The sequence below is a fragment of the Brevundimonas vesicularis genome (genome assembly GCF_900445985.1).
GTDB lineage: Bacteria > Pseudomonadota > Alphaproteobacteria > Caulobacterales > Caulobacteraceae > Brevundimonas > Brevundimonas vesicularis_D.
The window spans coordinates 752,863-772,148 of sequence record NZ_UAQP01000014.1 but is presented as its reverse complement, the minus strand read 5'-3'; the positions used below and the strand labels follow the sequence as shown (position 1 = coordinate 772,148).

Annotated in this window: 16 protein-coding genes and 1 pseudogene; 7 read left to right on the top strand and 10 right to left on the bottom strand. The window is 69.4% G+C overall.

Annotated elements, in window-relative coordinates:
• Positions 1-29 precede the first annotated feature (29 nt).
• The 6 genes and pseudogenes from DT343_RS12820 (at position 30) to DT343_RS12795 (ending at position 4,991) form a co-directional block, all read left to right on the top strand.
• Positions 30-347 (top strand): hypothetical protein, encoded by a 318-nt coding sequence (locus DT343_RS12820; protein ID WP_135194148.1) that lies wholly within the window; start codon positions 30-32, stop codon positions 345-347.
• Positions 348-383: 36 nt separating this feature from the next.
• Entirely contained in the window at positions 384-1,088 is a 705-nt protein-coding gene (locus DT343_RS12815) for a helix-turn-helix transcriptional regulator (RefSeq protein WP_052004914.1), read from the top strand.
• 39 nt (positions 1,089-1,127) lie between these two features.
• Positions 1,128-1,799 carry a class I SAM-dependent methyltransferase gene (locus DT343_RS12810; protein ID WP_230307678.1) on the top strand — a complete coding sequence of 224 codons (672 nt, stop codon included), beginning with the start codon at positions 1,128-1,130 and terminating at the stop codon, positions 1,797-1,799.
• Positions 1,800-1,966: 167 nt separating this feature from the next.
• Positions 1,967-3,997, top strand: a pseudogene (locus tag DT343_RS12805) (NAD(+) synthase); the annotation flags it as partial.
• Between the two features lie 153 nt (positions 3,998-4,150).
• On the top strand, positions 4,151-4,618 hold the full coding sequence (locus DT343_RS12800; protein ID WP_035307575.1) for a DUF411 domain-containing protein: 468 nt from the start codon (positions 4,151-4,153) through the stop codon (positions 4,616-4,618).
• 52 nt (positions 4,619-4,670) lie between these two features.
• Entirely contained in the window at positions 4,671-4,991 is a 321-nt protein-coding gene (locus DT343_RS12795; protein WP_035307574.1) for a hypothetical protein, read from the top strand.
• Positions 4,992-5,064: 73 nt separating this feature from the next.
• Here DT343_RS12795 and DT343_RS12790 read toward each other — a convergent pair whose 3' ends face one another.
• Positions 5,065-7,221: a heavy metal translocating P-type ATPase gene (locus DT343_RS12790; RefSeq protein ID WP_112863182.1), complete on the bottom strand. Its 2,157-nt coding sequence runs from the start codon at positions 7,219-7,221 to the stop codon at positions 5,065-5,067.
• A 67-nt stretch (positions 7,222-7,288) separates the two neighbouring features.
• On the opposite strand from DT343_RS12790, the gene DT343_RS12785 reads away from it, so the two are divergent.
• A complete protein-coding gene (locus tag DT343_RS12785) occupies positions 7,289-7,927 on the top strand; it encodes a Fur family transcriptional regulator (protein WP_258522573.1) in 639 nt (212 codons plus the stop codon).
• Here the strand turns inward: DT343_RS12785 and DT343_RS12780 are convergent, their stop codons facing one another.
• The 9 genes from DT343_RS12780 to DT343_RS12740 all read right to left on the bottom strand — a co-directional run bounded on the left by DT343_RS12780 (position 7,928) and on the right by DT343_RS12740 (position 19,148).
• Complete coding sequence (locus DT343_RS12780; RefSeq protein WP_105625181.1) at positions 7,928-9,133, bottom strand: acyltransferase family protein; 1,206 nt, start codon at positions 9,131-9,133, stop codon at positions 7,928-7,930. It abuts the gene before it with no gap.
• Positions 9,134-9,556 (bottom strand): hypothetical protein, encoded by a 423-nt coding sequence (locus DT343_RS12775; RefSeq protein ID WP_112863181.1) that lies wholly within the window; start codon positions 9,554-9,556, stop codon positions 9,134-9,136.
• Positions 9,557-9,559: 3 nt separating this feature from the next.
• A complete protein-coding gene (copM, locus tag DT343_RS12770; RefSeq protein WP_088582518.1) occupies positions 9,560-10,003 on the bottom strand; it encodes a CopM family metallochaperone in 444 nt (147 codons plus the stop codon).
• On the bottom strand, positions 10,000-12,066 hold the full coding sequence (locus DT343_RS12765; RefSeq protein WP_088582519.1) for a heavy metal translocating P-type ATPase: 2,067 nt from the start codon (positions 12,064-12,066) through the stop codon (positions 10,000-10,002). The genes copM and DT343_RS12765 overlap by 4 nt, the downstream gene beginning before the upstream one ends.
• A 150-nt stretch (positions 12,067-12,216) precedes the next feature.
• Entirely contained in the window at positions 12,217-12,906 is a 690-nt protein-coding gene (locus DT343_RS12760) for a methyltransferase family protein (RefSeq protein ID WP_008264189.1), read from the bottom strand.
• The gene (locus DT343_RS12755) at positions 12,903-13,463 is read right to left on the bottom strand and encodes a cation transporter (RefSeq protein ID WP_008261511.1); all 561 of its coding nucleotides are present in this window, start codon (positions 13,461-13,463) and stop codon (positions 12,903-12,905) included. Before DT343_RS12755 ends, DT343_RS12760 begins: the two co-directional genes overlap by 4 nt.
• A gap of 38 nt (positions 13,464-13,501) precedes the next feature.
• Positions 13,502-16,723, bottom strand: a complete 3,222-nt coding sequence (locus tag DT343_RS12750; protein ID WP_112863180.1) for an efflux RND transporter permease subunit — start codon at positions 16,721-16,723, stop codon at positions 13,502-13,504.
• Positions 16,724-16,734: 11 nt separating this feature from the next.
• Positions 16,735-17,943, bottom strand: coding sequence for an efflux RND transporter periplasmic adaptor subunit (locus DT343_RS12745; RefSeq protein WP_112863179.1), 1,209 nt, complete (start codon positions 17,941-17,943; stop codon positions 16,735-16,737).
• Entirely contained in the window at positions 17,943-19,148 is a 1,206-nt protein-coding gene (locus tag DT343_RS12740) for a TolC family protein (RefSeq protein ID WP_258522572.1), read from the bottom strand. The genes DT343_RS12745 and DT343_RS12740 overlap by 1 nt, the downstream gene beginning before the upstream one ends.
• Positions 19,149-19,286 lie beyond the last annotated feature (138 nt).

The window sequence follows — 19,286 nt, the reverse complement described above, 5'->3', positions numbered from 1 at the left end:
CGAGTTCGATCTTGAAGGAGGTGGGTGACATGAGCGACATGAACGGAATGCCCTCAAGGTCGGGCGAGGCACGCCTGTCGTGCCTGCTGAGGTCCATCGATCTGACTCCTCAACGACGGGCGCCCGCGTCGGATCTTCTTGGGCGGTCCCGCCGGGGCTCGGTGGCCGCCGCCCTGCTGCTGGTGCTCCTGGTGGTCGCCGTCGTGAGCTGGCGAATCGGTCCCGCCGGCGTGGCGTCCGGGGCGCGGGAAGAGCGCCTCGAGGACGACGCCGACGAGCCCGCGCGATCCGACCGCCGCGACGAGCGAGATCGCCGCGGCCGATCCGGGGGCCGGGACCGTGACTGACCCCATCCGGCGTCGTTTCCCGCCTGTGGCGCGCCGGTGAGCCCTGACGGCGCCTGGCGCGGGGGTCTGCAGATCGGCCCGGGCTGGGCGCGGTGGCGCGGCGCGGTCGGCGACAACGCGCTTCACCGGCACCTCGCGGCGCAGGCGGTGTTCGCCGACCGGCCGATCGCCGTCGAGACTGCGGGCGGCCGCGTCCTTCGCGCCACGGCGTTTCTCGTCGATCCGCTCGTGGGCCATCGGCTCGGCGCCGCGGCGCAGGCCGAGATCCTGTTTTTCGAGCCGGGAAGTCTGGGCGTGGAGGCGCGCGCGGCGCTTCGGGCCGTGCTCGTCCGCGCGTCCAGCGCCCACGTGCTGGCGGCCGAGGGCCGTCGGCGGTTCTGGTCGGACCAGGCGGGCGGAGCCGGAGGCGAGCCGGCCGCGCCCGCGGTGTCCTGGATGGCCGGCGTCCTGACGTTCATCGACGCCGCGCTCTCGGAAGGCCCCGTGCGGCTCGATGCGGCTGCGGGCCGCGCGGGTTTGTCGGCCGACCGGTTCCGTCACGTCTTCGCCGAAGCGCAAGGCTTGTCGTTCAAGCGGTTCGTCCTCTGGCGGCGGCTGCAGCTTGCGGCGACACTGCTGGCGGGCGGGGTCGACGTGACCACCGCCGCCCATGAGGCCGGCTTCTCCGACGGCGCGCACCTCGCGCGGACGATGAAGGCGATGTTCGGGGTGCAGCCGCGGCGCCTGGTCCCCTCCGGCTGAGCAGCCGCTTCGTTCAAGCGGCGAGCCCGAATCCAGGCGATGCTCGTCGCCATGAACCAGGACAGAGACTTCGTCCCCGCGCTCGGTCGCCACGAGCTCACCGGCGCCTACGACAGGGTGCTGGCCGTCATGACCCGGGAGCGTCGCTGGCGGTGCGCCCTGCTGTCGGAAGCCGATCCGCAGCCTGGCGAGACAATCCTCGACGTCGGCTGCGGCACCGGGACCTTCGCGATCCAGCTCAAGACGGCGTCGCCGGGATCGCGCCTCATCGGCGTCGATCCCGACAAGGCGGTGCTGGAGATCGCGCGCGACAAGGCTCGCCGGGCCGGGGTCCACGTGGAATGGCGAGCCGGCTACGGGGACGCGCTGACCGCGATCCTGCCGGGCGCGGCCGCGGACAAGGTGGTCTCGAGCCTGGTGCTGCATCAATGCCCGATGCCCGTGAAGCGGGCGATCCTCGCCGCCTGCCTGGGCGCGCTTCGACCCGGCGGCCGGCTGCATATGGCCGACGCCGGCCGCCAGGCGAATCCCTTGATGCGCCTGCTCTTCCGGCAGGTTCAGATGCTGGACGGCTTCGAGCACACCGAGCCCAATGCGCTCGGCGTGCTCCCGGACCTCATGCGCGAAGCCGGCTTCGAGGCCGTGAGCGAGACGCGGCGGATTCCCACCCCGACCGGGTCGATCTCCCTCTACGCGGCCGTGCGGCCGTAGGCCGCCGTCGGGGGCGCCGCGACGCCCTCGACAGCGAGCTCCGCCTGCCCGCGATGACGGCGGGCCCGAGCTCGGGCGGCCGCGGCGCGCGACGGAGGGCGCAACTTGCCGGGCGCCGGGCCGCTCCTGTACCGGTCGACGCCAAAGGAGGCCGAGCGCATGAACTCTATTCCAACCGGGCGCAGGGGTTCGTGCGTGTGGCGGTTTGCACGCCGCGCATCGCCGTGGCCGATCCGGCGGCCAACCTCCTCGAGACCCTGAAACTGGCGCGGGAGGGACACGCCCGCGGCGCCGACCTCATGCTGTTTCCGGAGCTGGGCCTGTCCGCCTATGCGATCGACGACCTCCTGCTCCAGGACGCCCTCCTTCAGGCGGTGAACGCCGCGCTCGCCGAGCTCGTGCAGGCGAGCCGGGACCTGCAGCCGGTGCTGGTGGTGGGAGCGCCCCTCGTCCGCAACGGACGGCTCTACAATTGCGCCGTCGCCCTCGCCCGGGGCCGCGTCCTGGGGGTCGTGCCCAAGAGCTTCCTTCCGAACTATCGGGAGTATTACGAGAACCGCTGGTTCGCCCCCGGCGCCGGCGTGCGCGGCCTGGACATCGCCGTCGCCGGGCAGAGGGCGCCGTTCGGGACCGACCTGATCATCGAGGCCAGCGACGTCCCGGACTTCGTCTTCCACATGGAGCTCTGCGAGGACTTCTGGGCCGCCACCCCGCCCTCGACCCTGGCGGCGCTGGCGGGAGCCACCCTGCTCTGCAACCTGTCGGCGTCCAACATCGTGGTCGGCAAGGCCGACGAGCGCGCGCTGCTCTGCGCCTCGCAGTCGATGCGATGCCAGGCCGCCTACCTCTACGCCGCGGCCGGGCCCGGCGAGAGCACCACCGACCTGGCCTGGGACGGGCAGGCGACCATCCACGAGCTCGGCCGTCTGCTGGCCGCGACCCGCCGCTTCCCGGACGTCGCCCAGATGGCCGTGGCGGACGTGGACGTCGAACGCATGCGCCTCGAGCGGCTGCGGACGCCCACCTTCAACAACGCCGCCGCCGCCGCCGGCCACCCCGAGCACGCTTTCCGGCGGATCGCCTTCGAGCATGCGGCGGAGCACGTCGATATCGGGCTGCTGCGGCCGCACGACCGGTTTCCGTTCGTGCCGGACGATCCGGCCCGGCTGGACCAGGATTGCTATGAAGCCTTCAACATCCAGGTGCAGGGCCTCGCCAAGCGCCTCGACGCGGCGGGCGTCAGGCGCGTCGTGGTCGGCGTCTCCGGCGGCCTCGACTCCACCCACGCCCTGATGGTCGCGGCGAAGGCCTTCGACGCCCTGGGCCGTCCGCGCACGGACATCCTGGGCTTCACCATGCCCGGCTTCGCCACCAGCGAGGGCACCAAGCGCAACGCCTGGGCCCTGATGCGAAGCCTCGGGGTGACGGGCGAAGAGATCGACATCCGGCCCGCGGCGCGGACGATGCTGGAGGCGATCGGCCACCCGTTCGCCCGCGGCGAACCGGTCTACGACGTCACCTTCGAAAACGTCCAGGCCGGGCTGAGGAGCGACTTCCTGTTCCGGCTCGCCAACCAGCGCGAGGGCCTGGTGCTCGGCACAGGCAACCTGTCCGAGTCGGCGCTGGGCTGGCAGACCTACGGCGTCGGCGATCACATGAGCCACTACAACGTCAACGGCTCGGTCCCCAAGACCCTCATCCAGCACCTGATCCGCTGGGTCGCGGCCACCGGGCAGTTGGACGAGGCGGCCTCGGCGACCTTGCTTGGCGTGCTGGGCACGGAGATCTCGCCCGAGCTGGTGCCGCAGGCCGCCGCGGACGCGCTTCAGAGCACGCAGTCCAGGATCGGGCCCTACGAACTGCAGGATTTCAACCTGTTCTACCTGACGCGCTACGGCCTGCGTCCCTCCAAGGTCGCCTTCCTGGCCTGGCACGCTTGGCGGGATCTCGAGGCGGGGGCGTGGCCGGCCCACTTCCCGGCCGCCTCGCGCGCCGCCTATGATCTGCCGACGATCAAGCAATGGCTGGAGGTGTTTGTCACCCGGTTTTTCGCCCTCAGCCAGTTCAAGCGCTCCGCCATGCCGAACGGCCCCAAGGTGATTTCGGGCGGCAACCTTTCGCCGCGCGGCGACTGGCGGGCGCCCTCGGACGCGAGCGCCCGGGTCTGGCTGGACGACCTGAAGCGCAATGTCCCATAGTTCGCCCCGCACGACGCCCCGCCGGTTTTCGGGCCAGGGCGGTCTGCTCGCGTCCTGGGGGCGCCAGGCCTGACGGCGGCCCGCGACATCGTCAGCGTCGTCAACGCCCGGCGATCCGGCTAGGATCGTCGCCTCGCTCGCCAGGATGCCGTCATGCCCGCCTCTTCGCCCTCCCCCTCCCGACGCGCCCTTCTGACGGCGCTGCCGGCCCTCGCCTTCGCCGGCCCGGCCCTCGCCGCGCCGCCGAAGCGGATGACCGCCTACAAGACGCCCTGGTGCGGCTGCTGCGGCGGCTGGATCGCGCACATGCGCCAGGCCGGCTGGACCGTCGAGGTCGTCGAGCGCGAGGATCTGGCTCCGATCCGGGCGCAGCACGGCGTTCCGGACCGGCTGGCCTCGTGTCACACGGCGGTGGTCGGCGCCTACGCCATCGAAGGCCACGTCCCCGCCGGCGATGTCGATCGGCTGCTCAGCGAACGCCCCGCCGCCAGGGCCTTGAGCGCGCCCGGCATGCCGGCGGGCTCGCCGGGCATGGAGGCCGCCGGCCGCGAACCCTATACGACGGTGCTGATCCTCAACGACGGCTCGACCCGCGTGTTCGGCCGACACAACGGCACCTGACCGCCGACCCGCGGCCGGAGGGCGTCAGGCGACCGGTTCACGGCCTGTCGGGTTGGCCCGCCCCAGCCGCTTCCGCCGGGTCGTCGCCGCCATCGGCGCCTCGCGAAAAGTCAGCCTGATGCGGGTGACCGCCGTGCTGGGCGCGATACTCGGCCGGGCTGAGACCCCTGCCCGTCATATGGAGCTTCGGCGGCGTCGCGGGAGCGTCCGGATCAGTCTCGCCGCGGGTCCTCGCGGTGTCGGGGCGCTCGCCATCGACATCCGGTTGATCGCCAGTCTGTTCGCCCATGACACCCTGCGCTCCGCTCCGGCGTCGCTTGCCGTGTCGGGATGCAATCCGCGAGCGGAGGCAGGGTTGCGCGGCGCCGGATAATCCCTGACCTTCGCTGGCCAGGGGCTGACCCGGATCCCTCCCGGCGCGGCCCTTCGAGCCCGGCTCTCTCCCGTCAGGCCTGTCGACGCGGCGTCCAGCGCAGCAGGCGCATGGCGTTGGCCGTGACCAGGACCGTGGCTCCGGTGTCGGCGAGGATGGCGGGCCACAGGCCCGTCACTCCGATCACGGTGGTGACCAGGAAGACGGCCTTCAATCCCAAGGCGATGGTTATGTTTTGCCGGATATTGCCCATCACCCCGCGGGACAGGGCGATCATGTCGGGAATGTCCCTGACCCGGCCGCGCAGGACGGCGGCGTCCGCGGTCTCCAGGGCCACGTCGGTGCCGCCGCCCATGGCGATGCCGACATCCGCCTGGGCCAGGGCCGGGGCGTCGTTGATGCCGTCCCCGACCTTGGCGACCACCAGACCTTCGGCCTGGAGCGCCTTGACGATCACCAGCTTGTCCTGCGGCAGCAGTTCGGCCCGGGGCTCGATGCCCAGCCCGGCGGCGACCGCCTCCGCCGTGCGGCGATTGTCGCCCGTCAGCATGACGGTGCGGATGCCCCGCGCCTTCAGGTCGGCCAGACCCTGGACCGCATCGGGCCGCGCCTCGTCACGCATGGCGAGGAACCCGGCCACCCCGCCTGCGGCGACAAGGACGGACACCGTCTTGCCCTCGGCGTTGAGGGCGGCGATGGCTGCGTCCTGGGCTGGCGAGATCGGCGCGCGCCGGGCCGCGGCCTGCGGCGAGCCGAGGAATATGCGTTCGCCGCCGACCTCGCCTTCGACGCCCTCCCCCGCAATGGCCTGGGTGGCCGACGCCGGCGGCGCCGTGATCTCATCCGCCTCGGCTCGGGCCAGGATGGCGAGGGCCAGCGGATGGCTTGATCCCGTCTCCAGCGCGGCCGCCAGGGTCAGCAGGGCGGAGGCGTCCCGCGTCCCGGCGACGACGTCGGTGACGACGGGCTTGCCGGCGGTCAAGGTCCCCGTCTTGTCGAAGGCGATCGCGGTGATCTTGCCGAGCGTTTCCAGCACGGCCCCGCCCTTCATTAGCAGGCCGCGCCGGGCGCCCGCCGACAGGCCGGCGGCGATGGCGGCCGGCGTGGATATGACCAGGGCGCAGGGGCAGCCGATCAGCAGCACGGCGAGGCCCTTGTAGATCCATTCGCTCCACGTTCCGCCGAACAGCAGCGGCGGCGTGACCGCGACGAGGGCGGCGAACACGAGCACGCCCGGCGTGTAGATTTTCGAGAAGCGGTCGATGAACCGTTCGGTCGGAGATTTCGATTCCTGCGCCTCCTCGACGAGACGCACCACCCGGGCGATGGTGTTGTCCGAGGCCGAGGCCGTCACGCGCACCCGCAGGACGCTGCCGCCGTTGATCGTGCCGGCGAACACAGGATCGCCCACGACCTTGCGTTTGGGCACGCTCTCGCCCGTCACCGGGGCCTCGTCGAGGTCTCCCGCGCCCTCGATGATCTCGCCATCCGCGGGAACGCGGTCTCCGGGCCGGACCAGGATGACCGCGCCCACCGCCACGGTCTCGGCGGCGACTTCCGTGGTCACGCCGTCCACCTCGACGAAGGCGGTCTTGGGCACGAGGGCGGCGAGCCCCTGGATGCTCTTGCGCGCGCGTCCGGCCGCCACCCCTTCCAGCATTTCGCCGACGAGGAACAGCAGGACGACGGCGGCGGCCTCTTCCGCGGCCCCGATGAAGACGGCGCCGACGGCGGCGATGGTCATCAGCATTTCGATGGAGAAGGGCGTGCCGTGGCGCGCCGCCGAAAAGGCGCGCGACGCGATCGGAATCAACCCCACGGCCAGGGCGGCGAGGAAGGCGTATCGTTCGAGGGAGGGGAACAGCGTGCCCAGTCCATAGGCGGACAGCAGCGCCAGGCCGCAGAGCGCGGTGAGGCGCGCCTTCCCGGTCCACCACCACGGGGCGCCCCCGGCCCCGGCGGCCGCCGGAGGCGGGCCGGCCGGCGCAGCGACGGCTCCGGACGTCGGCGCGGCCGCTTCTCCGCTGTAGCCGAGGTTGCGCAGTTGCTGCAGGACCGCCTCGTCGGCGAGGTCTCCGCCATGCCGGATCTTGAGCACGCCGGTCTGCACCGCCACCGAGACGTCCTCGACGCCCGGCAGCCTGCGGATCGCCGTGTCGATCTTGCGGCCGCAGCTGGCGCAATCCATCCCGGTGACCCGGTATCGGCTTTCGAGAGTTTGCGCCGTCATGTCTGTTCCTTGTGATCTCTATAGGGCAAGGCTACCTCCTCCAGCGACTGTAGATGCAAGCTAAAAAATGAGCGCGCCGTTCGGTTGGAGTGGAGGGCGCCGTCCGCTGAACCTGGAGGCCGGGCCCAGCCCGTTGATGACCTCGCCTTGTCCGCACGACCGGGAGACCGCGCCGCCGACGGCGGCACAGGTGGAACGCGCTTTGGGCGCAGCCGCCGCCCGCGTGGCCGCCGCTGGGGACAGGCTGACGCGCCCCCGGCGCAGGGTGCTGGAGCTCCTGCTTATCGCGGGCTCTCCGGCCAAGGCCTATGATCTCGTGGCGACGTATCACCGGGAGGCCCGCGTCGCGAAGCCTGCGACGGTCTATCGGGCGCTGCAGTTCCTCGAGACCCGAGGACTGGTTCATCGTCTTTCCACCCTCAAATCCTACGTGGCCTGCGATCCCGAGCGGCCCGGCGCGCCGGCCCTTTACCTGCTGTGCGACTGCTGCGGCTCCTGTCGCGAGGTTCCCGCGCCCGACCTGGCTGCGCTGAACGCGGCCGCGACAGCGGCGGGCTACGAGATCGAACGGATCACGCTCGAAGGCCAGGGTCTGTGTTCGGCTTGCCGCCCGCCGCGCCCCGGCGCCGCCCGGGATCCGGTCCTCCAGACGGAGCCGGAGGCGGCCGCGGGGTCCGGGCCCGCAAGCATTGAGCCGCGCCCCTGATCAAGCCCGCGGCGGGTCGATGACGGCCTGGCCCGGGCGCCCGGCCGCGGCGACGCCGGGGCCCGCGGCCAGTTCCATGGCCCGTTCGGTGGCGGCGGCCGACATTCGGGTCGCCCCCCCCCGTCGGGACGGACTAAGCCAGGTCTGGACCGGTCGGTCGAAGCCGTAGCGAAACACGGCGGCGGCCACGAACGCCCCGACCAAGCCGATCGCCCACAGGACCCAGCGAACGCCGGACGACCACGCCTCCTGTCCAAGGGCGTCGAGCAGGCCGAACCAGACGATGCGGCTCACCTCATTCGTGAGGAACATCGAGAACGACATTAGGGCCAGATGCTCGATCAGCCGTGAAGGACTGCGCACCGGCACGGCGCCGGCGGCCCAGATGATCACGGTCATCAGGCCGAGCGACACCAGGCTGAAGGCGCCGAAGGCCTGCAGCCCCACGAGCGCGAAGGCGGCGGCGAGGCCGATCGCCCTGGCCCGGTGCGGCGCGACACAGACCCGCGAACCGTAGAAGGCCGCCGCGACTCCGAGCAGGAAGAGCGGCAGGGCGCGCAGGATGCCGTAGCGCATCGGCAGGCGGTAGATCGGATCGCCGAGCCACAGCGAGGCGGCGATATCGGCGGCGACGACGAGGAGCGTCGCGCCGATCACCATTGCGACCGGCGGCCAGCGCCACAGGGCGCGGCAGATCCAGGGCAGCAGGAGATAGCAGCCGATCAGGGCCGAGAGGGTCCAGGTCGGGGCGTTCCACCCCTGCCCGCCCGGCACGCCATAGGCCTGGACCAGTAGCACCTGCGCGGGCAGTTGCGACCAGTCGAACCAGCGCGGATTGCTGGGCGCGATCCCGGCCAGGGCGGCGCCGCCGACGAGCAGCACCAGGACGAGGCTGACCGCCAGGTGGGCCGGAATGACCCGCAGCAGGCGCTGGCGCGCATAGGCGCGCAGCGAGGCCTGTCCGGACGCGAGGCGATCACCGTAGATGCGGGCCAGGACATAGCCGGAGTCGATGATGAAGAAGTCGGTGAGCAGATAGCCGCGCTCGAAGACTGGATGCAATTGTCCGAGAGGCACAGGCGCGGCCTCGCGGAAATGGTAGAGGATGATCAGCGCCCCTACGATAAAACGCAGCGCGTCCAGCCAGCCGCCGCGCGCGATCCGGACGGGGCGAGGCGATGGCTCGGTCAGCGCGGCTTCGGGCATTCAGTCAGCCTTCCGTGGCGCAGACTTGGCGGCGGCGCTGCGGTGCTCATGTGGACGCAGGACGATCTGGTCTCGCGAAGCGTAGAGGACGGCCGTTCCCAAAACCCAAACGACGACCAAGCCTCCGACGACCATCAGTCCGGGCCTATCGCGGGGTCCAAACACAAACGAGCAGCCGATCACGCCGCCCAGAATGGCCCCGTAACCAAAATGCAGCGGCACCTTGTGTGCGCCCAGCAGCAGAAGGGCCATGCAGAAGACCAGGCCTCCTGCGAACAGGCTGACCCCGATGGCGACGAGCGTATCGAGCACGGGCCGTGGCTTCAGCGGGCGCGCCTGGAGCCGCCGCCTACCTCGTTGGCGATAGCGGCCTTCCCGCCAACGAATGCTCCGGCCGCGCACGGTGAAGCGTTTGCCGGCCATGCGTCAGGGCCTTGCGTTGGGCGCGGGCGTGTCCTCATGGCGCGCAAGAAGGATTCTCATCCGGACAATTTCGGATTCCTGGGCCGCAATGATCTCATCGGCCAGATTACGCACGTCGCGGGCTTCGCCATGCTCGACGGCGACCTTGGCCATTGCGAGCGCACCCTCGTGGTGGGCGATCATTCCGCGCAGGAAGTCGATGTCGGCGTCGCCCGTGTAGTTGATGCTCATGGCCTGGTGCATCTTCGCGCTGGCCTCGCGATAGGCGCGAGTCGATGGGCTGTCCGTGGTCTCGCCAGCGTGGCTTGCCTCGGTGTCGCTCGGGCGAGAGTCAGCCGCCGACGGCGCCGCAGGGACCTCGCGGGTTTGCCGCGAGATCATCCCGAAGGCGAAGACCGACAGGGCGAGAAAGACGGCGATGACGGAAATCCATCCGAAACGCTTCATGACGATGTCCTCGAGAGAGCCGGCGGGGCCACGGGGGCGGCCGGGATTGCACTGGGAAGGATGGGCGCCGTTCGGTCGCGGTAGCCGAGCAGGCGCAGAGCGTTGAACACCACCAGCAGGGTCGACCCCTCGTGGAGCGCCACGGCAGGGCCGATGCCAAGGCCGAGGATCGTCGCCGGCACAAGGAAGGCGACGATTCCGAGACTGACGTAGAGATTCTGGAGAATGATGCGCCGCGTCTGTCGGCTGAGACCGACGGTGAAGGGCAGCTGCGACAGGTCGTCGGACATCAAGGCGACGTCGGCGGTCTCAAGCGCAACATCGGAGCCAGCCGCGCCCATCGCGATACCGACGGTCGCCGTGGCCATGGCCGGGGCGTCGTTCACCCCGTCGCCGACCATGGCAATCTTGCCGTCAGCGCGAAGGCGTTTGATGGCGTCGACCTTGTCCTCGGGCATGAGGTCGCCCCAAGCCTCTGTCAGGCCGACCTGTCCGGCGATCGCCTGTGCGGCCTTCTGGTGATCGCCCGAGATCATGATCATTCGCCCGATGCCGAGGGCGCGAAGAGCGGTCAGCGTCGGCCGCGCTGCTGGGCGAGGCGTATCAAGAAGCCCAATGACACCGAGATCGCGCGTGCCGCGTCGCACCACCATCAGGGTTCGCCCCTGCAGTCGCAACTGAGCGACGACAGAGGTTGTTTCGTCGCCGAGCGGCGCTACGCCGTCGACGCCGAACATCTCCGGCTTCCCTATCCAGATCGTCTCGCCGTGCAGCTGGGCGGTCACGCCCTTGCCCGTCAGGCTCTTGAGGTCGATCGCGGCCGGGATGATCGTATCGCGCAAGCGTGCGCCACCGTCGCGCGCGATGGCCTCCGCCAACGGGTGGTCGCTGAGCCGTTCGACCGCCACAGCGACCGCCAGAAGATCGCCCTCCTTCGTCCCGCGCACCGTCATGACGTCGGTGATCCGCGGCCGTCCCTCGGTCAGGGTGCCGGTCTTGTCGAAGGCGATGGCGTTGAGCGAGCCGAGGTTCTCCAACGGCGCGCCGCCCTTGATCAGGACACCGGCGCGCGCCGCACGGGCGACGCCCGAGAGGACGGCGCTCGGGGTGGCGATGGCGAGCGCGCAAGGACTCGCGGCGACCAGCACGGCCATGGCGCGATAGAAGCTGTCGCGGAACGGCTCATCGACGACGACCCAGGCGAACAGCAGGACAAAGGCGAGCGCCAGCACCACAGGCACGAAGATGCGTTCGAACCTGTCCGTGAAGCGCTGGGTCGGCGACTTCTGCGTCTCGGCCTCACTCACCATCCGAACCACCTTGGCCAGGGTGGTGTCGCTCGATGTGCGGGTCGTCTCAATCTCGATGGCGCCTGAGCCATTGATGGTGCCCGCGAAGACGAGAGACGGCGATCCGACCTGGGCCGGTCTCGCCCGCGCCGCCTCGGGATCCGCGACGGGCTGCTTGTCGACAGGCATGCTTTCGCCGGTCACGGGGGCTTGGTTGATGCTTGTGGTGCCGACCACGACAAAGCCATCAGCGGGCAGTCGTTCGTTTGGACGCACCACCACGGTGTCGCCGACGACCAAATCTTCGACAGGCAATTCGACGACCTGCCCGTCGCGTCGCACATGGGCTGTCCGGGGGGCAAGCTCGGCCAGGGCCTCGATCGCGCGTTTGGCGCGGCCCATGGCGTAGTGTTCGAGCGCGTGGCCGATGCTGAACAGAAACAGCAGGAGAGCGCCTTCGGCCCAGGCCCCGAGCGCCGCCGCACCTGCGGCTGCGACGAGCATCAAGGTATCGATCTCGAAGCGCTTCTGGCGGAGGTTCTCGAACGCTTCTCGCACCGTAAAAAAGCCGCCGAAGATGTAGGCGATCAGGAAGAGGGCGAGGGGAATCCAAGCGGGAAGGCCCGTTGCGAGTTTCTCGAGGGCGAATCCAAGGCCCAGAGCAAGGCCACTTGTCAGGGCGAAGATCAGCTCCGTATTGGAGCCTAGAACGCCACCGTGATCGTGCTCCTCGGACTTGGTGTGGAGATGGTCCGGCAGTGTTGTGCTGGTCATAAATAGGGTCCCGTTGCGGGTTGGGAATCGCGGCTGCTTGCGGCGACCGCCGCGATCGAGGGGGCGGGATAGCGACACGGGCGAAGGCGCGCCGGGCCAGCGGGTTCCAGCGCGATCCGCTCGCAGGTGGTCATCCCGGTTCTCCCGACCTCAGGGCACGGGCACGACGGCATTAAAGCCCCCGAGCCGCTGGAGCTGCTCAATCGCTTCGAAAAGCGGAAGCGCTAGGAGAAAGACGAAGCCGTCGCGCACCGTGCGGACGAAGAATACCGGCCGGATCATGATTTCCGCCTCGTCGCGCCATAGGGAGAGCTTGGGCAGGAACCGAGGGGTGCGCTCACGGTAAGCTTGGTAGTCGTGTCCAAAGGCGTCGGAGAGGAAGCGTTCTTCGCGGCCGACCACGATGCGAAACACCACCCAGCAGGCTAATCCGAAGACCAAACCGACGCTAAGGCTGCCGGACTGGGCGCCGATGCCAAACGCGCCGATGAAGCTGAAGACGTACAGCGGATTGCGGCTGACCGAATACGGTCCTGCGGATATGATCTCCTGTTTCTTGCGGCCACCGATGTAAAGGGAACACCAAGCCCGACCGATGATGCAAACCATGATGGCGATCAGGCCCAGATGCTCGACAGGATGTTCGAGCAAGGGCCAGGATGTGACGAGCGCCGCGCAGACGACAAGAAGCAGGCCCCCGACGAGAATGCCCGCCTTGCGCCATCGTTGAACGGATTGGATATCGACCGCTGATCGACAGGCGTCATCAGGGGGCGAGGAGCCGGACAAAGCGGGGCTTGCGGGCTTGGAGACGCTGTCGGAGGGCTCGAGCGGCATCATTGCCCCTCCCCCTCAGCCGGACGATCCTTAGCCGCATCGCGCAGGATATCCACGCCGCCCTTCAACGCGATGGCGGCCACGAGGACGCCGACGACGAGGTCCGGCCACGCCTGGCCGAGCCAGAGCACCAGGGCCCCGGCGACGAGGATTCCCCCGTTGGAGGCGAAGTCGTTAAAGCTGAACGTCTCGGCAGCCTTCATGTTGACGTCGCCGCTGTGCTGACGGCGGATCAACTGCAGGCAGATCAGGTTGATGATCGCTGCGACGACCGAGAGTCCCATCATGGTCGGGCCGATCGGTTCGGTCCCGATGAGGAATCGACGACCCGCGTCCAGAAGGACGCCAGCGCCGAAGATAAGGAGCATGACGCCCGAGAGGCGCGCCGCCCCCCGCTTCCACGAACCAGGCCGACCGATCGCGAGAAAGCTGATCAGATAGACAGCAGCGTCCGAGGCGTTGTCCACTGCATTGGCCAGCAGAGCGCTGGAATCGGCGGACAAGCCGCCGATCCCGAGCGCTAATGCCAGGCCCGCGTTGAGCGCGAGAACCGTCAGCAACGTGCGTCGCTGCTGACGGTCATCCTGAGTGCGAGCAATCAATCCTCAACCCCCTCGTCCTTGCGATGACGCACCGCCTTGGCCGCGAAGGTCGGCAGGACCAGCAGGGTCAGGGCCGTCGCGGTCAGAAGGCCGCCGATGACGACCGTCGCCAGAGGCTTCTGAACCTCGGCCCCCGCGCCGTGGGCGAGCGCCATCGGGATGAAGCCGACAATGGCGACCAAGGCTGTCGTCAACACCGCACGCAATCGGCTGGACGCCCCTTCGATCGCCGCGTCCCGGGGCGCGAGCCCCGCCTGCAATCGCTCGCGAATGGCCTGCATCAAAACAAGTCCGTTCAGGGTCGCCACACCCGAGACGGCGATGAAGCCAACGGCCGCAGACACCGAGAACGGCATCCCTCGCATGAGAAGCGCCAAGGCGCCGCCGATCAAGGCCAAGGGCACGCAGGCGAAGACCAGCCCAGCCTCGGAGAACGACCCCAGAGCCATAAACAGCAGCACACCGATCAGGACGAAGACGATCGGAATAACCAGGCCCAGCCGTTGTTCGGCCCGTTTGAGGTTCTCGAACTGACCGCCCCAGGTCAGGCGGACGCCCGGCGGGAGCTGGATTTGGTCCACCTTGGTTTGTGCGTCGGTGACGAAGCCGCCCAGATCCCGGCCGCGAACGTTGGCCTGGACCACCATCCGTCGGCTACCGTCGTTGCGGCTGATCTGGTTCGGCCCCTCGGCGCTTTGGATACGGGCTACCGAAGACAGCGGCACGGTTACGCCTGTCGAAGAGACGATCGGCAGGGCCGCGAGCGCCGCCGGATCGTTGCGCGCATCGTCCGGAAGACGGACGACGACGTCGAAGCGACGGTCGCCCTCGAAAATCCGGCCGGCCTCCGCGCCGCCGATGGCGGCCGAGACCGCTTCAGAAACGTCGGCTGCGGACAGGCCGTAGCTGGCCGCCGCGAACCGATCGACGCTGACCGTGAGCGTCGGCAAGCCCGACGCTTGTTCGACGCGAACGTCGGCGGAGCCGGTGGTCTGCCGCAGTACGCCGGCCACCTCATCAGCGACCCGCTGCATGGTGTCGAAGTCATCGCCGTAGACCATGACCGCGAGGTCGGTCCGGACCCCGGAAATGAGTTCGTTGAAGCGGAGCTCGATGGGTTGGCTGAACTCGAAATTATTCCCGATCTGTTGGTTGGCGAGCTCTTCGAACCGCTCGAGCAAGGCTTCCTTCTCGAGACCTGAATCCGGCCAGTCCTTGCGGTCCTTCAGAACGATGACGCTGTCCGAAATGTTGGGCGGCATCGGGTCGACGGCAGCCTCGGCGGTGCCGGTCCTGGAGAACATGGTCTCGACTTCCGGCTGGGCGGTGATGACCCGTTCCAACGCCATCTGCATGGCGAGGGACTGTTCCAGCGACGCCGAGGGAACACGCAGCGCCTGCATGGCGATGTCGCCCTCGTCCAGAGTGGGGATGAACTCCCGTCCCAGGGACGAGAAGGCCAGACCACCGACAACAACCGCGCCGAGTGCCGAGATCAGCACGATCTTAGGACGATCGACGGCGGCGCGGATGGCCGGCTGGATCCAACGCCGCGCGTGGCGGAGCAGGAAGGTCTCATGTTCGTGGGCTTGGCCGTGTTCGTCGGTCTCGACCTTCTTGGGGTCCCGCACCAGCAGGGCCGTCATGGCCGGAACGAAGGTGAAGGAGAAGATGAAGGCGCCGACGAGCGCCAGCATGACCGTTGCGCCCATGGGGACGAACGTCTTGCCCTCGACGCCCTCGAGCATCAGCAAGGGGGTGAAGACGAGCAGGATAATCAGCTGACCGAAGGCGGCTGGCTTGACCATCTTGCGAGCTGCGGCCACGGCGACATCAAGGCGTTCCCGACGGGTCAGAGCCCGTCCCAGATCGATCCGCCGCTGCGACAGCATCAACAAGGTGCTTTCAACGACGATGACCGCCCCATCGACCAGAAGGCCGAAGTCCAGCGCGCCCAAGCTCATCAGGTTTCCACTGATGCCAAACCTATTCATGCCGATGACGGCGAACAGGAAGCTGATCGGGATCATCAAGGCCGTGATGCTGGCCGCACGAATGTTTCCGAGCAGCAGGAACAGCACGACGATGACCAGAAGGGCGCCCTCGGTGAGGTTGCGGGCCACGGTCGAGATGGTCGAGTTGACCAGGGCGCTACGGTCAAGGACCGTCACCGCCTCGATCCCTGCGGGCAGAGTCTTGCGAACCTCATCGAGTCGCTCCCCGGCCGCCTGGGCCACGGTGCGGCTGTTGCCGCCCGCGATCATCAGCGCCGTTCCGAGCACGGCCTCGTGGCCGTCACGGCTGGCGCCGCCCAGGCGCGGAGCCTGGCCGATCTCGACCGTGGCGACATCGGCGACCCGCACGATCAGGCCGTTCCGGTTGACGACCGGCGCCTGAGCCAGATCTTCCACGGTGGAGGCCAAGGCGTCGGTGCGGACCGTCAGAGCTTCGCCAGCGCGCTGGATATAGCCTGCGCCGGCCTGAGTGTTGGCGCGATCGAGGGCCTGGATAAGGTCGCCCATGCCCAGGCCGTAGGCGGAAAGGCGCGCCGCGTCCGGACGGACCGCATACTCCTTCACATAGCCGCCGACGGTGTCGACGCCGGCGAGACCGGGGGCGGTCCGCATTTGCGGCGCGACGATCCAGTCCTGCACGGTGCGCAGATAGGTGGCGCGCTGCTGCGGGGTCGAAAGCAGATCGCCTTCGGGCGTCAGATAGGCTCCGCCCGCCTGCCAGCCCGGCTCGCCAGGCTTGGCGAGGTTCTGACTGTTGAATGGCTTGTAGTCGATCGTCCACATCAGCACTTCACCGAGGCCCGTGGTGATCGGGGCCATGGTCGGCTCCACCCCGTCAGGCATGGCCTCCCGGGCGCCCGCGAGCCGTTCGGCGACCTGCTGGCGCGCGAAATAGATGTCGGTCTGGTCGGTAAAGATGACCGTGACCTGGCTGAAGCCGTTTCGGCTGAGGGATCGGGTCGTGGTCAGGCCGGGAATGCCGGCCATGGCGGTTTCAATCGGGTAGGTGACCTGTCGTTCGATCTGTTCAGGCGCGAGCGCCGGAGCGACCGTGGTCACCTGGACCTGGCGATTGGTGATATCCGGCACGGCGTCGATGGGAAGCCGTGTCAGCTCGAGGAGTCCGTAGGCCGCGACAAGCGCCGTGGCGAGAACCACGAACCATCGGAATTTGACCGAGAGTTCGATGATGAATTTGAACATGCGGTGCGCCCCTAGTGACCGTGCTCGGCCTCGCCCTTGGCGAGCTCGGCTTTGAGGAGGAAGGCGTTCGTGCCGGCGACCCGTTCAGCCCCGGTGAGGCCACGCAGGATTTCAGTCCGCCCCCCGGCCTGACGACCGGCGAGCACCGGACGGGCCTGGAAGCCGTTCGGGACCTGAACGAAGACGACGGTGTTGCCGTCGACGGTCTGGACGGACTCGGTCGGCACGGTGAGACCGCCGGTCGTCTCGCCCGTCACGATCGCCCCCGTGACGGCGGAACCGGCCGGCGGGAGGACAGAGCCCGTCGGCCGGGCCCGAATGACCGTGGCGCCGCTTTCGCCGCCCGCGCCTGCGGCAACGCCGGTGACGATGGCGTCGAAGTCGCCGCTGGGGTTGCTGACCCGCAGAGGCGCCCCGGCCCTTACATTGGCGGCCAAAGCAGGCGGCGCGTTGAAGACGAGCTCAACCCTGGCCGGGTTGGTGACCTCGGCGACAACGCCGCCAGGGGCGACGAAGCCGCCCGGTCCGACCTGGACGCTGGTCACGACTCCGGTGATGGGGCTGGTGACGCTGAGGCGGCCCGAAGCGTTGGGCGAGCCCGCCGCGCTGGACCGCGCGCGAGCCGCGCGGGCGCCGGCTTCGGCGCTGAGCAGTTGCGCGCGGGACGCCTCGACCTCCTGTCGGGCGACAACGCCCTGGTCCGCCAGATTGCGGTTGCGTTGATAAGCCTGGCGCGCCACTTCAGTTTCGGCGGCCGCCGCGTCTGCGTCCGCGCGGAACGTCGCCGCTTCACCGCTGACGACGCTCGCCAGGGGCTGACCGATCCGGACCGACTGGCCCGGAGCTACGAGAACCCGCTCGACCCGCCCGCCGACGGACGCCGCCACAGCGGCGCGCGCGTCGACCATGGGCTCGACCCGCCCGGAGAGCCGGGTTTCGGCGCCCCCTCCCCGACCGACGCCGACCACGATCAGGTTGGCGGCCTGGGCCTGGGCCGCGCTCAGAGCGACGAAGCCTTCCGGCGCTTCGGCCTCGCCTTCGTGGCCGGCTTCGCCCTCGGCATGGGCGCCCTCTTCTTCAGCGTGACCCGCCTCACCCTCGGCGGCGGCTGGAGCGGCGTCCGGCCCGCGCGTGAGCAGGAACAGCCCGCCTCCGCCAAGCAGAACGACGGCGGCGGCGCCGCCGATCAGCAACGTCTTGTTGGATGTGCGCTTGCGCATCATTGGGCTCCTTGGAAGGGGGCGCGGCCGTCCTGGCGCGCAAGTTCAATCTCGGCCTGGACGCGTGCAAGGCGCGCATCGACGGCCGAAGTTCGGGCAGAGATCAGGGCTGCACGGGTGACCCGCAGCTCGAGTTGGGAGATGCGCCCCGCTTCGGATCCGATCCGCGACAGACGGTAGGCCTCCTCGGCAGACGCCACCCCTGCATCGGCGGCGGAGACCCGGCTCACAGAGGCCGCGAGGCGCGCCCGCGCCGCGGCGCGATCGGCCTGGGCCTCCTGGCGGGCGCCCAGGAGCCGCGCATCCGCAGCCCGGAAGTCGGCCTGCGCCGCGTCGATGTTCCCGCGGTTGCGGTCGAACAGGGGCAGCGGCATGCTGACGCCGAAAGTCAGCGCCGTCGCGTCCTCCATCTCGTAGCGACGGACACCGACGCTGGCGTTGATGTCAGGACGCGAGCGGATCCGCTCGACGTCGATCCGGCGTTCGGCGGCCGCGCGCTGAGCCTCGGCGACGCGAACGGCCGGCGCCTCCGCCGGGGCCGCGAAGGTCGCGGCAGGCGCGAGGTCCAGCAGGCTGGTGTCGATCGTCGTGACCGGAGCCGCCAACATGGCGACTGCGGTCAGCCGCGCGAAGGCCGCGTCGCGCTCCGCGACGGCTTCATCGCGAGAGGCACGCGCCGCAGCCGCTTCGCTTTCCCCCTGGATGCCGCGCAGCAGCGGCTCACGGCCTTCCTCGACAAGAACAAGGGCGGCCCTCGCATCGGCGATGGTCAGGGTGAGGCTTTCCTCCGCGAGAGCAGCCCGCCTTTGGGCGGCTTCCGCATCGGCATAGACCTGAGCGAGCCTTCCGGCGGCGTCGATGATGGCGAGATCCCGCTGCAGCGCCGCGGTTCCGGCTTCCGCGCGGGCGACATTGACCCGCGCGGTCCGACGTCCCCACAGCTCGAGGTCCTGGCTGATCGACAAGGTGGTTTCGGCATTGGCGTAGCCCGAGAAGGGCCCCGTGCCGAAAGCGTTCTCGGCGTCGAGAGCGATCGTCGGATTAGGCCTCGCACGGGCCTGGCGGACACGTGCTTCGGCGGCGTCCGACAGGGCGCCGGCTTCAAGGGTGGCCGGGGTTTGACCCAGCTGGGCGAGCAGCTCGGCGAAGGACGGCGCGGGGTCAGCCCAAGCGGGACTGGCCAGCACGGCCGCGAATGCGGCCAACGCGCAGCCGACCGCGAAACGCGGCGGCCTGCGATATGAGGGAGGCATGATTCATCTTCCAGAAATTTGACACGAGTTCGCGCGCACGGCGGCGCAGACGTCCGGTCAGACTCTGGGAGGGCGCTTCAGGCCGTCGGG

Excerpts from the sequence above, each read along its gene's own strand:
- DT343_RS12820 (WP_135194148.1), top strand. The coding sequence starts at position 30 with ATGAGCGACATGAACGGAATGCCCTCAAGGTCGGGCGAGGCACGCCTG.
- DT343_RS12800 (WP_035307575.1), top strand. The coding sequence starts at position 4,151 with ATGCCCGCCTCTTCGCCCTCCCCCTCCCGACGCGCCCTTCTGACGGCG.
- DT343_RS12810 (WP_230307678.1), top strand. The coding sequence starts at position 1,128 with ATGCTCGTCGCCATGAACCAGGACAGAGACTTCGTCCCCGCGCTCGGT.
- DT343_RS12790 (WP_112863182.1), bottom strand. The coding sequence starts at position 7,221 with ATGACGGCGCAAACTCTCGAAAGCCGATACCGGGTCACCGGGATGGAT.
- copM (WP_088582518.1), bottom strand. The coding sequence starts at position 10,003 with ATGAAGCGTTTCGGATGGATTTCCGTCATCGCCGTCTTTCTCGCCCTG.
- DT343_RS12760 (WP_008264189.1), bottom strand. The coding sequence starts at position 12,906 with ATGATGCCGCTCGAGCCCTCCGACAGCGTCTCCAAGCCCGCAAGCCCC.
- DT343_RS12750 (WP_112863180.1), bottom strand. The coding sequence starts at position 16,723 with ATGTTCAAATTCATCATCGAACTCTCGGTCAAATTCCGATGGTTCGTG.
- DT343_RS12785 (WP_258522573.1), top strand. The coding sequence starts at position 7,289 with ATGAGCGCGCCGTTCGGTTGGAGTGGAGGGCGCCGTCCGCTGAACCTG.
- DT343_RS12775 (WP_112863181.1), bottom strand. The coding sequence starts at position 9,556 with ATGGCCGGCAAACGCTTCACCGTGCGCGGCCGGAGCATTCGTTGGCGG.
- DT343_RS12765 (WP_088582519.1), bottom strand. The coding sequence starts at position 12,066 with ATGACCAGCACAACACTGCCGGACCATCTCCACACCAAGTCCGAGGAG.
- DT343_RS12745 (WP_112863179.1), bottom strand. The coding sequence starts at position 17,943 with ATGCGCAAGCGCACATCCAACAAGACGTTGCTGATCGGCGGCGCCGCC.
- DT343_RS12780 (WP_105625181.1), bottom strand. The coding sequence starts at position 9,133 with ATGCCCGAAGCCGCGCTGACCGAGCCATCGCCTCGCCCCGTCCGGATC.